Source organism: Bradyrhizobium sp. MOS001, from assembly GCF_004634465.1.
In the GTDB taxonomy this organism is placed as follows: Bacteria; Pseudomonadota; Alphaproteobacteria; order Rhizobiales; family Xanthobacteraceae; genus Bradyrhizobium; species Bradyrhizobium barranii.
Genome location: NZ_SPVJ01000002.1, coordinates 1 through 12,117, shown reverse-complemented (window position 1 = coordinate 12,117; position 12,117 = coordinate 1). Strand labels below are relative to the sequence as shown.

The window sequence follows — 12,117 nt, the reverse complement described above, 5'->3', positions numbered from 1 at the left end:
CATCGGAGAGTGAACGATGGGTTACAAAGTCGCAGTCGTCGGCGCGACCGGCAATGTCGGACGGGAAATGCTCAACATCCTCGATGAGCGCAAATTCCCCGCGGACGAGGTCGTGGCCCTGGCGTCACGCCGCAGCGTCGGCGTCGAGGTCTCCTATGGCGACCGCACCCTGAAGGTCAAAGCGCTCGAGCACTACGACTTCTCCGATGTCGATATCTGCCTGATGTCGGCGGGCGGCTCGGTGTCGAAGGAATGGTCGCCGAAGATCGGCGCCGCCGGCACGGTCGTGATCGACAATTCCTCCGCCTGGCGCATGGATCCGGACGTGCCGCTGATCGTGCCCGAGGTGAACGCGGACGCGACGGCGGGCTTCAAGAAGAAGAACATCATCGCCAACCCGAACTGCTCGACCGCGCAGCTCGTGGTCGCGCTGAAGCCGCTGCACGACAAGGCGACGATCAAGCGCGTCGTTGTCTCGACCTATCAATCGGTCTCGGGCGCCGGCAAGGATGCGATGGACGAATTGTTCTCGCAGACCAAGGCCGTCTACACCAACAGCGAGCTGATCGCGAAGAAATTCCCCAAGCGCATCGCCTTCAACGTCATCCCCCAGATCGACGTCTTCATGGAGGACGGCTACACCAAGGAAGAGTGGAAGATGATGGCAGAGACCAAGAAGATTCTTGATCCCAAGATCAAGCTCTCCGCGACCTGCGTGCGCGTGCCGGTGTTCGTCGGCCACTCCGAAGCCGTCAACATCGAGTTCGAGAATCCGATCACGGCGGACGAGGCACGCGACATCCTGCGCAAGGCGCCGGGCTGCCTCGTCATCGACAAGCAGGAGCCCGGTGGCTACGCCACGCCCTATGAAGCCGCCGGCGAGGACGCCACCTATATCAGCCGCATCCGCGAGGACGCGACGGTGGAGAACGGCCTCGTGCTGTGGTGCGTGTCCGACAATCTTCGCAAGGGCGCCGCGCTCAACGCCATCCAGATCGCGGAAGTGCTGATCAACCGCAAGCTGATCAGCGCGAAGAAGAAGGCGGCGTAACGCACGCTACCGTAGGGTGGGCAAAGGCGCGAAGCGCCGTGCCCACCATCTCTCCCCGATTGCGATAGAAGTGGTGGGCACGGCGCGTTGCGCCTTTGCCCAGCCTACGAATTCAAGCCGCGTTGCGCACGCTCTTGAATTCCTTCGCGACCTTGTCCAGCACGAACAGCGACCCCTCCGCGACGCCGAAATAGGCGCCGTGGGTCTGCATCTGGCCTGAGTCCACCGCCTTCTGCACGAACGGAAACGTCATCAGGTTTTCCAGGCTGCGGAACACCGCGGCCTTCTCGATGCGCTCGACGAACTGCGCCATGGTCTCGTGGTCGCGCTGCTCGACCACTTCGCCCGGCTTGATGAACATCTGCATCCATTTGCCGATGAAGTCGCCCGGCGTGAGCGGCTCGATCTTGTCGACGAAGGCGCGGATGCCGCCGCATTGCGCGTGCCCGAGCACGACGATGTGCTTCACCTTCAGCACCGTCACGGCATATTCCAGCGCTGCGGAGACGCCGTGCGCATTGCCGTCGGGCTGATACACCGGCACCAGATTGGCGATGTTGCGGACGACGAACAGTTCACCCGGGCCGACGTCGAAGATCACCTCGGGCGAGACGCGGCTGTCGCAGCAGCCGATCACCATCACTTCCGGGAACTGCCCCTTCACCGACAGCTCGCTATAGCGGCTCTGCTCGGTCGGCAGCCGCTGGGTGGCGAAGGCCTTGTAGCCTTCCAGCAAATGCTTCGGGAATGTGATCATGGCCTATGCCTAACCATAGACCAGAGGGGCGAACAAGCCTTTCGAATAGGCAGGCCAGATGCTATCGGCTTGGCTTGTTGTTTGAGCATGATCCTTTCGGAAAACCGCCGCACACTTTTCCCGGATCATGCTCCAGAATACACCCGAGGAAACTGGAAGGAATGCTCGCATGACCCGCCCGCGCCGCAGCCATCTGTTCATGCCTGGCTCCAACCCTCGCGCGCTGGAAAAGGCGCGAAATCTCGCCGCCGACGGCCTGATCCTCGATCTGGAAGATTCCGTCGCCCCCGACCTCAAAGGGGTGGCGCGTGACGGCATCGCCGCTGCGATCGCGGACAAGGGGTTCGGCAAGCGCGAGATTTTGATCCGGACCAACGGCCTCGACACGCCCTGGTGGGCCGATGACGTCGCGATGGCCGCCAAGGCCTCGCCCGATGGCATTCTGGTTCCAAAAGTTTCAAGCATCGAGGATCTCCAGGCGATCGGCGCTCGCCTTGCCGAGCTCGGCGCCGCGCCGACGGTGAAGGTCTGGGCGATGATCGAGACCGCGCGCGCCGTGCTTCATGCCGAGGAGCTGGCCGCCGCGGGCCGCGATCCCAAGACGCGCCTCTCCGGTTTCGTGTTCGGCCCGAACGACATCTCGCGCGAGACGCGCATCAAGATGTTGCCGGGTCGCGCGGCAATGATCCCGATGATCACCCATTGCATCCTGGCGACGCGCGCCCACGGCCTCGAGATCCTCGACGGCCCCTATAGCGACATTGCCAATTCCGACGGTTTTGCCACCGAATGCGCACAGGGCCGCGACCTCGGCTTCGACGGCAAGACGCTGATCCATCCGTCGCAGATCGAGGCTTGCAACGCGATCTTCACGCCGCCCGAAGAGGAAGTCGCGCGCGCGCGAAAGATCATCGCGGCATTCGAGCTGCCGGAGAACGTTTCGCGCGGCGCGATCCGGCTCGATGGCGCAATGGTGGAGCGTCTGCACGCCGACATGGCGCGGCGTACGATCGAGATCGCGGACGCGATCGCAGCGATGAGCAAGGGCTGAGGCGTCAACTCGAAGAAGCGATATCCGCTTTTCCCCGCCAGGCGGACATCTTCTCGACGTCAAGAGGACTGCCGCTTGTGACCCATGCGGTCATCGCGGCGGTCAGTCCCAATCGCCTATTTTCCCGCCCGCGAAGCGGCTCTGGATTCGTCACCCGCGACGATGGCGCTTTCGCGGGACGGCGCATCGACAGGCTGCGGCGCCGCCAATTCCTGGCAATACATCTGATCGATCTTGCGCTGCATGAGCGCATAGCAATCGCATGCGACCTTCTCGAGCCGCGCCCGATGGATCTCGACAAACCCGCGCCGGTCGGACGGGACGGCGCCGGCATCGCGCAGCTTGCTCATCGTCAGGGTCACTGTCGTCCGTCGCACCCCAAGCAATTGCGCAAGCGCCTCGTGCGTCACCGGAAGCCGGTCATCGGGAACGCGGTCGTGCAGCTGCAGGAGCCACCGCGCCATGCGGCCATCGACCCGGTGCAGCGCGTTGCAGGCGGCGACGTGCTGGAGCTGCAACAACACCGCGCGGGCGTGGACTTGCACGACGTTCCTGATGGCGGCGCTTTGCGCAAAGGCCGCGCGAAACTTGGCGGCGGAAATCAGCGATGCCGTGCCGGCGATCCGAGCAATCGCGGTCACGGATGACAGCGACGGGCCGAGCACGGAGAACGAGGCCAAAGCGCCTTCCCGTCCCATCAAGGTGGTTGCGACCGTTTGCCCGTCCGGCATATCGATCATGAAGGCGATGGCGCCGCTATGGGGAAAATAAACCGGGTCGAGCTCATCGCCCGACCGCACCAGGATGGCATCGGGTTCGAACGAGACCTTCTGGAAGTAGGGCGTGAGCAAACCGAGATCCGCCGGCGGCAACGCCGCCAATAGTCGATTCCCGACGCCCGTGCGGTGGACAGTCATGGCGCTTTCCTGTGAACGAGCACCCAACGAACGACGGTAACCATCTATTTCGTTTGCCATGATTATCCGGAATACGAATTGCCGAAGGGGAACCATCCAAACAGAGCCATTCGTCGAGATCAAGCACGGACAATTGCGGAGACCTTGCCGGCATCCTCGCCGCGCAAACAGGGCCTTGCATACATCATACTATTGACGCTCTTTGCCACTCGGTGAGGTGACACATGTGCTGATCGACCAGTGATGGTTGTGGCAGCGCGGGAGTCTGCCCCTGGCCCGGGCGCCTCCGCGCCGATGCCGAACTGTACCAGCATCTTCGGCCGCTCGTCGTCGGCGCGTCCCGACAACGGCCGTTTCGCCGAAGTCCATGATCTCGGCTTTTCCCGTTGCGGTGGTGAACAGGGGTGCTACCCTCGAAGCCATTGGTGGGTTCGGGCAATCTATTGATGCGTTTTTTTGGGGCAGCTGTCTTTCTCGTCACATCGCTTTTGTCTGCTCAGCCCGCCCTTGCGCAGGCGCGGGTTGCGCTTGTCATCGGCAATGGCGCCTACGAGAAGGTGCCCGAGCTGCCGAACCCGACTCGCGATGCGGCCGACATCGGCCGCGCGCTGGAGCGGCTGGATTTCAAGGTCACTCAAGTCAGGAACGCCACCGCGCAAGAGATGAGGAAGGCCGTCGTTGAGTTCGGCCGATCCGCCGAAATGTCCGACATCGCCGTCGTGTTCTACGCCGGGCACGGCATGGAAGTCGGCGGCGAGAATTGGCTGATCCCAATCAGCGCAGAGCTGCGCAGCGATACCGACGCCGAAAGCGAGGCGATCAGCCTGCGTTCGGTGAGCCTTCAGGTTTCGAAGGCACGGAAGTTGGGCCTCGTGATACTTGACGCGTGCCGCAACAACCCTTTTGCCGCGAAGATGAAGCGCTCGTTGAGCACCCGGGCCGTGGCTCGCGGGCTCGCGCCGACGGAGCCGTCCGACAACGTCCTGATCGCGTATGCCGCCCGGGACGGCACCACGGCGAGCGACGGCGATGGCCGGAATAGCCCCTTCACGACGTCGCTGCTTCGCCACATCGAAACACCCGGCCTGGAGATATCGTTTCTGTTTCGTCGGGTTCGTGACGACGTGATGGCGGCAACCAGGCGCGAACAGCAGCCCTTCGTGTATGGCTCCTTGTCGAAGGAAGAGATTTACCTCAAGGCCCCTGCCGTCGCCGCTCAGGCACCAGCTGCATCGACTCCGGCGCCCGCAGCTCCTGCGGAAGACGAGAAGTTCTGGCAGGCTGTCCGGACGTCGACGGTGGCAGCTCTCTTTGAGGAGTTTCTCGCCAGATACCCCCGCAGCGACCACGCTGCCGAAGCCCGCCAGCGAATCAAGGATCTCAAGGCCAGCGAAGTTGCGGCGCTATCATCTCCGGCTGCTGCTCCGAAATCCGATGCGAGCGGACGCCAGGAGGCTGATGCCAAGCGCGCCGTACGAAATCCATTTACGCCCGACGACAACAAAAAGATCTCTGTCATCGCGGCAGCTCAGCAACTCGAATTGCCGAGCTTCACCATCTCGTCCGATCAGAACGATCCACTTAACGCCAATTCCAGGTTTGTCGGCGTGTGGTCCAACAAGCGTGGGTGGACCAATGGCAAGGGTCGCTACGCCATGCTGATCGTCACGGAGGTCTCCGCGACGGGCTTGGCCAAAGGATACTACCTCTGGGGGCCGCCCACGAAACAATCATGGGTGAAGGATGTGGCGGGATACAAATCGTTCGCCGAGTACATTACGAACGATAAATTCTCCATCAACGGGACGCCTGTTACGGCCAAGCTGGACAAGAACGTCCTTGCCCTGACTTCCGTCAATAAGGAGAAGCCGTCAGAGACCGCGAATATCGAGCTTCGTCCAGTCTGGCAGCTTGTGCCGGTGCCCGAGGATGCCGAACCTCCGACCAAACGCGATAAAACGTCGCGAGCTCATGCAGTCAAGAAAGAGAGCGCGGCCGAACCTGGCCCTCCGGGTCATGCCGGCGGAGCGAGTATGGAAGAGCGCTATCGCGCGTGCAGAAAGCTCGTGAAAGGATTTGCCCAGCGCGACGCATGCGCGCGAAACGGCACGATCTAGGACAGGATGACATTCCGCCGGCCGAACTGATATTTCGATCCCGACGACGCGTCAGCGCGGGGCGACGTCGGCCCGATCGAGCGACTCCAGCGTCGATGCATTGCCACAATAGCCGTGGTAGTTCTCCGCGGCGGTGCCCTCGGCGAGATCGCGGTCGCATTGTCCCTTGTGATTGCAGAGCGAGCAGACGCGCTCCATGTCGCGGAGCAGCAGCGGCTGCGCACGACCGAGCCTGTCTGCGCTGATGCCGAGCTGCTCGAGCATTTTCGGCAGCTCGTCGGCAGCATGCTTGCCGTGACGGACCAGCTCCTCCAGATCGTCAGGTGCGATCCTGAGATCTTGCGCGATCCGGTCGAAATCGGCGCGATCGAGCTGCCGCATCTCGTTCATCTCGCGGCGATGCTTCAGCCAGGCGGCAAAGGACTCGATGAGGTCCTGGACGATGGGATAAGGCCTGCTTGCGGTGCTCATGGAAAGCTCCATTCGGGCGGCGGAATTGGAGCGAGATTAGGCACAATGGTGCAGAGGCGCGTTGCGCTGGATCAAATTTGGAAGCGTTGGAGTGTGGCGCGTTGGTGGTTGGTTTCGTGTCCCGGACGCGGTGCGGCGCGAAGTGCCGCTCCGCAGAGCCGGGACCCATCTCGCCGCATCTCTGGGCCCCGGCTCCGCAGCGCATCACCATAGCGCGTCGAAGACGCGCGTGAACGCGCTTATGGCGCTGCGCTGCGTCCGGGGCAGGAGAGCGCCGCGTAGCGGACTGGGTTACGCGAACCGCTCCGTCGCCCACGCATACAGGCTGCCCGGGATCGGCTTTTCGCCGCCGCGGCCCTTGGGCGAGATGTGCAGGCCGATGATTTCGGGATTGGTGACAAGGCCGAGATAGCTCGAGGGATCGAAGAACAGTTTTGGCTCGGCATGCACGGCGTAGAACGATTGCTTCGGCAGCGCGTTCTGTAGTTCACCGGTGCGGCGCGCGAGCGCGGTCAGCGCTGCCGGCCCGAAGATCGCGACGCGAATGTCCGAAAGACGGTTCGAGCCCCCGCGCAGGCGACGCATCATGAAGGTGATGCGATGGCGCACCGACAGCCAGTTCGGCGTCAGCTCCTCCTGCTCCATCAGCTCCTCGAAGGCGGCAACGATGCCGTGCTCCGCCGGCAGATAGATCACGGAATTGCCGAGCTGGCGCGGCCGCTCCCAGGCGAAGTAGGGTTTTGCCGGATCGATCTCGACGGGTTTCAGCAGCAGCACGTCGGCATCGAGCCAGAGGCCGAGGTTCTTCGCCATCAGCTTCATCCGGAAGAAGTCGCTGAACTGAAGCGTGGTCCAGTCGCGCCAGCTTCCGTCCGGCTGCGGCGGTCGCAATCGTTCGGAGAACGCATGCGGCAGGATCGCCTCGGCGTCCGCGTTCCCGATGCCCGCGGGCAGGCCGGGAATGGTGTCGAAACTGTAGACCGTGACCTTGTGGCCGGCCGCGAGCTGCGAGCGCAGACAGGTCTGGCGCAGGGCGTCCATCGGGCCGTGCCAGAAGGTGACGATGTCGGGCAGCATGCGCGTCAGTCTAGGGGTTAATCAGGACAAAGAAAAAGCCCCGGCGCTATCAGCACCGGGGCTCGAACTGGAGCTCGATCTCAGGCCCAGGCGCGCTCGCGCTTGAGCTTTTCCTCGTAGGTGTCGATCGAGGCCTTCTTCTCCATCGTCAGGCCGATGTCGTCGAGGCCGTTGATCAGGCAGTGCTTGCGGAACGGGTCGATCTCGAACTTGACCTTGCCGCCGTCGGGGCCGCGGATCTCCTGGTTCGGCAGGTCGATCGTCAGCGTCGCATTGGCGCCGCGCTCGGCGTCGTCGAACAGCTTGTCGAGGTCTTCCTGCGAGACGCGGATCGGCAGAATGCCGTTCTTGAAGCAGTTGTTGTAGAAGATGTCGCCGAACGAGGTCGAGATCACGCAGCGGATGCCGAAGTCGAGCAGCGCCCAGGGCGCGTGCTCGCGGCTCGAGCCGCAGCCGAAATTGTCGCCGGCGACCAGCACCTTCGAATTGCGATAGGCGGGCTGGTTGAGGACGAAATCCGGATTCTCGCTGCCGTCGTCCTTGTAGCGCTGCTCGGAGAAGAGCCCCTTGCCAAGGCCGGTGCGCTTGATGGTCTTGAGGTACTGCTTCGGAATGATCATGTCGGTGTCGACATTGATGATCTTCAGCGGCGCCGCGACGCCTTCCAGCGTGGTGAACTTGTCCATTTCAGGCTTCCCGGTTTGAAGTCAGGGGAGGGCTATTTAGCCCGGTTGGCACACAAATCCTAGGCCGGATTCGGCAGGCCTAAGGGGCGTAAATCGAGGTTCGTCTTCAGCCTGGCGGAGCCATGCTGTCAGGGGCAAAGCCGGTCGGCAGGCCGTCGATGCTCTTCATGTTCTTCAGACCCCAGTATTTTCGCAAATTGTTGACACCCTGCGCCGTCCAGTAGCGCACGAGGCTGCCGCGTTCTTGTCTGTAGTCGAACAGCGGCACGCCCATACCGCATGACGTCTGCACGAGGTCGACCGAGAGGCGCACGATTTGGCGGGCGCCTGCCATGTCCTCGAAGTCAGGAACGAGATCGGAATATTCCGGCGTGCCGCGCATGAGCGATCGAGCGTGGCCATAGAGCCGCAGGATCATCGGGGCGCCGTCGAAGGCGCAAAACATGATGGTCAGCCGCTTGTCGTCGGAGGCGGTCAGATGCGCACGGGTCTCGCTGCCGCTGCCGGTGCAATCGAGGTAGGCGACGTCGCTCTCTCCCAGCACCCGGAATGACGACAGGCCCTTGGGAGACACGTTGATGCGTCCCTTCGGCGGGGCGCTCGCGACGAAGAAGATCTTCTGCCGTTCGATGAAAGCCCGGTGCTCGGGTTCGATCCTTGCGAATTGCCTGCCCATACCCGCTCGTCCTTTCCGCAGCGACGCTGCAGCGGCAAAGAATTAGCATGCCGATTATACCCGTTTAAGAATGTTCTTTATGCTGGTATAAAAACCACCATGAAGGGACCAGACTCGATCGCTCCAGCTCTCTCGCTCAGCGCGTTCCTGCGCGCGCTCCGGGAGCGCCAGTCTCCGGCAGAATTCGGCCTCGCCGCCGGAGCACGGCGGCGCACGCCCGGCCTCCGGCGCGAGGAGGTCGCTCAGCTCTGCGGATTGAGCGTCACCTGGTACACGTGGATCGAGCAGGGTTGTCTCCGTCTCGGCTTCGACACTTGCGCGCCTCGCACGCGGATTGCGCCTGTCACGAGCGGAGCGCAGCTATCTGTTCGAAGTTGGGGGCAAGCGCGATCCCGAGCGTCCCGGCCACAGCGATGATCCGCCTGAGGAGGTGCTGGCCTGCGTCGATGCGATCGATGGGCCGGCCTACATTCTCGATCGCACATGGGGCGCGCGTCGTTGGAATGCGAAAGCGTCCCGGTTGTTTGCCGGATGGCTCGATGCTGACGGCGAAAAAAATCTTCTGCGCTACATCTTCCTCAGGCCCGAGGCGCGAACACTGATCCTCGACTGGACCCCACGCGCGCAACGCGTCGTCGCAGAATTCCGCGCCGCTGTTACAGCCTATTCCGACGATCCGGACATTCGCCGGCTCGTCGAGGAACTGAGAGTTGGAAGCCCCGACTTCGAACGCTGCTGGGAGACGCAGGGGGTTCTGGCACGCGAAGGCGGCGAGCGTGCGTTCGATCATCCGACCATGGGACTGCTGCACTATCAGCAGGTGTCGCTGTCTCTCGCGGGCTGGTCCGACTATCGACTGACGATGCTTCTCGCTGCGCCAACCATACGCAACCGATGACGTCCTACTCCGCCTGAGCCTCAATCGCCGCCATATCGTCGTCCGAGAGGCCGAAATGGTGGCCGATCTCGTGGATCAGGACGTGGCGGACGATGTGGCCGAGGCTCTCGTCGTGCTCGGCCCAGTAATCCAGGATCGGCCGGCGGTAGAGCCAGACCATGTTGGGCAGCCGCGCCACATCGCCCAGGCTCTGCTGGGGCAGGCCGACGCCCTGGAACAGGCCGAGCAGGTCGAACTCGCTCTCGCATTCCATCTCGTCCATCACTTCCTCGGTCGGGAAGTCGTCGACACGGAGGATCACGCCCTCACAGAGGCCGCGAAATTCCGCCGGCAGGCGCTCGAAGATGTCGTGCGCCGTCGCTTCCATCTCAGCCAGCGAGGGTGCTTTCAATTCCGTCCACATGGGCTTTTCTTAGCGCGGGTTCCGTGGCGATGCATCCGGCTTTATAGAAGGCTACGAAGAGTTGACGCCGCGCGCGAAAACGGGGAGCGTACGGCGCCTCAAGGGGATAGCTCAGGTGGGTGGTGGTGCGATGCGGGCGGGAACAGCAATACTGGTTCTACTTTGCATGGGGTTGTTTTCGCAATTTTGCGTCGGTGCGGAAGCCCAGACGGCCGGCGCCGGTGTCAGGCTGGCCCAGGCGGCCTCGCCAGACGACGTTCCTCCGCCGCGCAGGCGCCCGCCCGCCCGGCTGCGCGTCACGCCCTACTACGCTCCGGACGGCGTCTATCCGCGCTACTATCCGGGTCCCGATGCGGTCCGCGAGTGCAACGCCACCTATGTGCAGGAATATCGGCCGAGCGGCACGGTGATCGTGCCGCATATGAGCTGCTACTGGCGGCGGGGCTGACGCGCCTCAACGGCCGCGTGATGCCCGCATCTTGAGGGCGGAGTTCGTCATGACGAGATGGATTGCATTGGCCGTTGTCGCCGGGCTCGCAGCGGGTCTGCCTCGCGCTTCAACCGCGCAGAGTGTGACGAAGTCGGATGCCTCGGCCGGGACAGCGATTTTCGATGCGAGACGGCACGCAAGACACCATGACGTTGGGCGGCGCTCCGCGCCCCATGATCCGCATTATTATGCGCGGCCCATCTACTATCGTCCCTATCCCTACGGCGTGCCGGCACCCTTCGTGTTCGGCTACGGGCCGTGGTGGTGACGCGCCGCGTTAGCCCGCCGGCGCAAATCCCCTGACCAGCAGCACGGTTGCCTGCGCGCCCGCCTTGCGATCGCGCGAGATCTCTTCGTAGTCCGGCGAATTCGAGAAGGCGAGGAACGCCGCCTCGTCGGGAAATGACATCATGACGAGCTTGTCGAACGGCCACGGGCCCTCAAGCACGCGCGGCTGCTCGTCGGCGGCGAGCAGCCGTCCATTGTACTTTCTGAACACGTCGAAGAACCGCGCCTGATAGCGGTCATTGGCCGCGCGGTCCGTCATCTTCAATTGCGCGATCGCGTAGACGGTCATCTTTCGAATTCCTTTTGTCGTGGCACGGCGCCTCGGCAGGAAGCTTGTTCATTCACAAGGCGTTCACGTCGCTGTCCCTAATTTAATCTTGGGAGCGACTGCAATTGAACAGCGATGCGAGCGACGCTGCGCCGCAATGCTGCCGTTCAGATTCAGGGAGAATTCCATGCTGAGGGTCTTGGATGCTCGGACAAGCTCGATACGCTTGCTCGGGCTTGCGGCCGTTGCCACGCTGATGCTGTCGGCCGGGACTGCACAACGTGCCGAAGCGATGACTCCGATCAATCCGACGCCGTTGCCGGCGGCGAAGGCTGCAAGCGACGACATGATCACCCAGGTTCGCCACGGTGGCGGCGGTGGTGGACATGGTGGCGGCTTCCACGGCGGCGGCGGTTTTCGTGGCGGTGGTTTCCACGGCGGCGGAGGACATATCGGCGGTTTCCGCGGCGGTGGCTTTCGGGGCGGCCATATCGGCGGCTTCCGCGCCGCACCGGCCTTTCATGGTGGCGGCTATCGCTACGGCGGATTTCGCCACTATGGCGGTTTTCATCGCTACGGGATCTATCGCCCGCATTACGGCTATCGTCACTTCCACCGGCGCTATTATTACGGCGGCTACTATCCCTACTACCACTATCCGCGCCGCTGTCGGGTGATCTGGACCTATTACGGTCCGCGCCGCGTCTGCCGGTGGCATCGCTGGCACTATCCGTACCGCTATTGGTAATCGCGATCGAAATGAAAAGGGCGCCGCGACGGCGCCCCTTGTTCGTGTGGCCTAAAGCAGGATGGGGTTAGGTTGAATCGATTTGGGATTCCCAAATCGGTGTGTTTCTGATTCACCATTCTGGCTGGGTTGGAGGCCAGCATGGATGGGCAAGCCTTATTCTCTGGATCTTCGCAAGCGTGTCGTGTCCGCGATCGAGGGCGGGATGTCCCGCAATCA

The 12,117-nt window shown here is 62.9% G+C and carries 14 protein-coding genes and 1 pseudogene; 7 read left to right on the top strand and 8 right to left on the bottom strand.

The window, feature by feature from the left end; all coding sequences use genetic code 11:
• The first annotated feature begins 16 nt into the window (after positions 1-16).
• The gene (locus CT676_RS03475) at positions 17-1,051 is read left to right on the top strand and encodes an aspartate-semialdehyde dehydrogenase (RefSeq protein WP_063980378.1); all 1,035 of its coding nucleotides are present in this window, start codon (positions 17-19) and stop codon (positions 1,049-1,051) included.
• Between the two features lie 112 nt (positions 1,052-1,163).
• On the opposite strand, the gene CT676_RS03470 is transcribed toward CT676_RS03475, so the two are convergent.
• Positions 1,164-1,808 (bottom strand): carbonic anhydrase, encoded by a 645-nt coding sequence (locus CT676_RS03470; protein WP_135213884.1) that lies wholly within the window; start codon positions 1,806-1,808, stop codon positions 1,164-1,166.
• Between the two features lie 169 nt (positions 1,809-1,977).
• On the opposite strand from CT676_RS03470, the gene CT676_RS03465 reads away from it, so the two are divergent.
• The gene (locus tag CT676_RS03465; protein WP_071908673.1) at positions 1,978-2,859 is read left to right on the top strand and encodes a CoA ester lyase; all 882 of its coding nucleotides are present in this window, start codon (positions 1,978-1,980) and stop codon (positions 2,857-2,859) included.
• 116 nt (positions 2,860-2,975) lie between these two features.
• On the opposite strand, the gene CT676_RS03460 is transcribed toward CT676_RS03465, so the two are convergent.
• On the bottom strand, positions 2,976-3,776 hold the full coding sequence (locus tag CT676_RS03460; RefSeq protein ID WP_167767950.1) for a Crp/Fnr family transcriptional regulator: 801 nt from the start codon (positions 3,774-3,776) through the stop codon (positions 2,976-2,978).
• Positions 3,777-4,201: 425 nt separating this feature from the next.
• Here CT676_RS03460 and CT676_RS03455 point away from each other — a divergent pair, with 425 nt between their 5' ends.
• Complete coding sequence (locus tag CT676_RS03455) at positions 4,202-5,893, top strand: caspase family protein (RefSeq protein WP_135213883.1); 1,692 nt, start codon at positions 4,202-4,204, stop codon at positions 5,891-5,893.
• Positions 5,894-5,944: 51 nt separating this feature from the next.
• Here the strand turns inward: CT676_RS03455 and CT676_RS03450 are convergent, their stop codons facing one another.
• From CT676_RS03450 to CT676_RS03435, 4 genes are all read right to left on the bottom strand, one after another.
• Complete coding sequence (locus CT676_RS03450; RefSeq protein WP_135213882.1) at positions 5,945-6,364, bottom strand: hypothetical protein; 420 nt, start codon at positions 6,362-6,364, stop codon at positions 5,945-5,947.
• A 291-nt stretch (positions 6,365-6,655) separates the two neighbouring features.
• Positions 6,656-7,441 (bottom strand): hypothetical protein, encoded by a 786-nt coding sequence (locus tag CT676_RS03445; RefSeq protein WP_135213881.1) that lies wholly within the window; start codon positions 7,439-7,441, stop codon positions 6,656-6,658.
• An 80-nt stretch (positions 7,442-7,521) separates the two neighbouring features.
• Entirely contained in the window at positions 7,522-8,127 is a 606-nt protein-coding gene (gene leuD / locus CT676_RS03440) for a 3-isopropylmalate dehydratase small subunit (protein WP_014490662.1), read from the bottom strand.
• Positions 8,128-8,233: 106 nt separating this feature from the next.
• A complete protein-coding gene (locus tag CT676_RS03435; protein WP_135213880.1) occupies positions 8,234-8,803 on the bottom strand; it encodes a pyridoxamine 5'-phosphate oxidase family protein in 570 nt (189 codons plus the stop codon).
• A 99-nt stretch (positions 8,804-8,902) separates the two neighbouring features.
• On the opposite strand from CT676_RS03435, the pseudogene CT676_RS03430 reads away from it, so the two are divergent.
• A pseudogene (locus CT676_RS03430) lies at positions 8,903-9,701 on the top strand (helix-turn-helix transcriptional regulator).
• Between the two features lie 4 nt (positions 9,702-9,705).
• On the opposite strand, the gene CT676_RS03425 reads toward CT676_RS03430, so the two are convergent.
• The gene (locus CT676_RS03425; RefSeq protein WP_071908668.1) at positions 9,706-10,104 is read right to left on the bottom strand and encodes a metallopeptidase family protein; all 399 of its coding nucleotides are present in this window, start codon (positions 10,102-10,104) and stop codon (positions 9,706-9,708) included.
• A gap of 166 nt (positions 10,105-10,270) precedes the next feature.
• Here CT676_RS03425 and CT676_RS03420 point away from each other — a divergent pair, with 166 nt between their 5' ends.
• Entirely contained in the window at positions 10,271-10,552 is a 282-nt protein-coding gene (locus CT676_RS03420; RefSeq protein WP_063980388.1) for a hypothetical protein, read from the top strand.
• A 49-nt stretch (positions 10,553-10,601) separates the two neighbouring features.
• Positions 10,602-10,862, top strand: coding sequence for a hypothetical protein (locus CT676_RS03415; protein WP_135213878.1), 261 nt, complete (start codon positions 10,602-10,604; stop codon positions 10,860-10,862).
• Between the two features lie 9 nt (positions 10,863-10,871).
• Here CT676_RS03415 and CT676_RS03410 read toward each other — a convergent pair whose 3' ends face one another.
• On the bottom strand, positions 10,872-11,171 hold the full coding sequence (locus CT676_RS03410; RefSeq protein WP_135213877.1) for a DUF1330 domain-containing protein: 300 nt from the start codon (positions 11,169-11,171) through the stop codon (positions 10,872-10,874).
• Positions 11,172-11,337: 166 nt separating this feature from the next.
• On the opposite strand from CT676_RS03410, the gene CT676_RS03405 reads away from it, so the two are divergent.
• Complete coding sequence (locus tag CT676_RS03405; protein ID WP_135213876.1) at positions 11,338-11,898, top strand: hypothetical protein; 561 nt, start codon at positions 11,338-11,340, stop codon at positions 11,896-11,898.
• The last annotated feature ends 219 nt before the right edge of the window (positions 11,899-12,117 follow it).

Excerpts from the sequence above, each read along its gene's own strand:
- CT676_RS03435 (WP_135213880.1), bottom strand. The coding sequence starts at position 8,803 with ATGGGCAGGCAATTCGCAAGGATCGAACCCGAGCACCGGGCTTTCATC.
- CT676_RS03415 (WP_135213878.1), top strand. The coding sequence starts at position 10,602 with ATGACGAGATGGATTGCATTGGCCGTTGTCGCCGGGCTCGCAGCGGGT.
- CT676_RS03420 (WP_063980388.1), top strand. The coding sequence starts at position 10,271 with ATGGGGTTGTTTTCGCAATTTTGCGTCGGTGCGGAAGCCCAGACGGCC.
- CT676_RS03465 (WP_071908673.1), top strand. The coding sequence starts at position 1,978 with ATGACCCGCCCGCGCCGCAGCCATCTGTTCATGCCTGGCTCCAACCCT.
- leuD (WP_014490662.1), bottom strand. The coding sequence starts at position 8,127 with ATGGACAAGTTCACCACGCTGGAAGGCGTCGCGGCGCCGCTGAAGATC.
- CT676_RS03450 (WP_135213882.1), bottom strand. The coding sequence starts at position 6,364 with ATGAGCACCGCAAGCAGGCCTTATCCCATCGTCCAGGACCTCATCGAG.
- CT676_RS03470 (WP_135213884.1), bottom strand. The coding sequence starts at position 1,808 with ATGATCACATTCCCGAAGCATTTGCTGGAAGGCTACAAGGCCTTCGCC.
- CT676_RS03425 (WP_071908668.1), bottom strand. The coding sequence starts at position 10,104 with ATGTGGACGGAATTGAAAGCACCCTCGCTGGCTGAGATGGAAGCGACG.
- CT676_RS03475 (WP_063980378.1), top strand. The coding sequence starts at position 17 with ATGGGTTACAAAGTCGCAGTCGTCGGCGCGACCGGCAATGTCGGACGG.
- CT676_RS03410 (WP_135213877.1), bottom strand. The coding sequence starts at position 11,171 with ATGACCGTCTACGCGATCGCGCAATTGAAGATGACGGACCGCGCGGCC.
- CT676_RS03460 (WP_167767950.1), bottom strand. The coding sequence starts at position 3,776 with ATGACTGTCCACCGCACGGGCGTCGGGAATCGACTATTGGCGGCGTTG.
- CT676_RS03445 (WP_135213881.1), bottom strand. The coding sequence starts at position 7,441 with ATGCTGCCCGACATCGTCACCTTCTGGCACGGCCCGATGGACGCCCTG.
- CT676_RS03405 (WP_135213876.1), top strand. The coding sequence starts at position 11,338 with ATGCTGAGGGTCTTGGATGCTCGGACAAGCTCGATACGCTTGCTCGGG.